The following is a 516-nucleotide window of genomic DNA, read 5'->3' on the forward strand; positions in this document are numbered from 1 at the left end:
TCATGCTGATCGGCTGGGACTTCGATTCCCGGGTGACGTTCGAGCGGGGCGCGAAGACACTTCCGGGGCCAAACCAGCTGGGCGCGTTCCTCTACTGGATGCTGTGGAAACGGTCGGGTCTGGATATCCACCTGCTGAAGTCCAATCTGCGACTGCTGCCGGCCTTCGACGGCATCTGGTTTGGCCTCACCCCGGTATCGCTGCTGAACGCCACCGCATCGTCGACGACCACTATCTTCTGGTGATGCACCGAGCCGATCGGGTGGGCGCCGTCGATGGCGAGATGCATTCGCCTACTGCTGATCTGGTTCAGCAGCGATACCGGGGTGAGGCCAAACCAGATGCCGTCGAAGGCCGGCAGCAGTCGCAGATTGGACTTCAGCAGGTGGATATCCAGACCCGACCGTTTCCACAGCATCCAGTAGAGGAACGCGCCCAGCTGGTTTGGCCCCGGAAGTGTCTTCGCGCCCCGCTCGAACGTCACCCGGGAATCGAAGTCCCAGCCGATCAGCATGA

At 61.8% G+C, this 516-nt stretch carries 1 pseudogene; it reads right to left on the bottom strand.

Annotation, left to right across the window (positions count from 1 at the left end):
- Positions 1-205 precede the first annotated feature (205 nt).
- Positions 206-516 (bottom strand): annotated as a pseudogene (locus tag A5652_RS23660) (phospholipase); the annotation flags it as partial.

The sequence above is a fragment of the Mycobacterium sp. 1165178.9 genome (genome assembly GCF_001673555.1).
GTDB lineage: Bacteria > Actinomycetota > Actinomycetes > Mycobacteriales > Mycobacteriaceae > Mycobacterium.